The following is a 583-nucleotide window of genomic DNA, read 5'->3' on the forward strand; positions in this document are numbered from 1 at the left end:
GTCGACCGCTTCTTCGACCTCGACGTCGCATTCGACGACGGCACGCGCCGCTGACGCCTGCGGCGTTCGCACAGTGCGAGAGGCCCCCGCTCGCGGTCGACACCGCGGAGCCGGTAGGTTGCGACGCGTGACGTCGGGAGGGGCCCGGCGGGGACGGGACCGATGAGCGAGCGAACAGCGACCGCCGGCGATCTGGACCGGAACCGTCTCCATGGCCTCAGCGCGACGGAGCTCGCCCGTCTCATGGGCACGGGCGAGGTCTCGGCCGTCGAGGTGATGACCGACCACCTCGATCGCATCCACGAGGCCAACGGTGCCGTCAACGCCGTCGTGTCGATCGACGCCGACGGCGCCCTCCGCGAGGCGCGATCCGCCGACGAGGCACGCGCGGCCGGTCGTCCGCTCGGGGCGCTCCACGGCCTGCCGATCAGCATCAAGGACACACACGCGACCGCCGGCTTCCCGACGACGCACGGATCGCGTCGTCACGCGCACGATGTCGCAGAACGCGACGATCTCCACGTCGCCCGTCTCCGGAATGCGGGTGCCGTCCGCATCGGCAAGACCAACGTGCCCGAGTACG

At 71.4% G+C, this 583-nt stretch carries 1 protein-coding gene; it reads left to right on the forward strand.

Annotated features, from left to right (window positions below):
• Positions 1 to 162 precede the first annotated feature (162 nt).
• On the forward strand, positions 163 to 583 hold a 421-nt coding region (locus AC4FQ5_RS19975; RefSeq protein WP_491146417.1), incomplete at its 3' end, for an amidase family protein.

It is taken from the genome of Chryseobacterium sp. DT-167 (genome assembly GCF_058310155.1).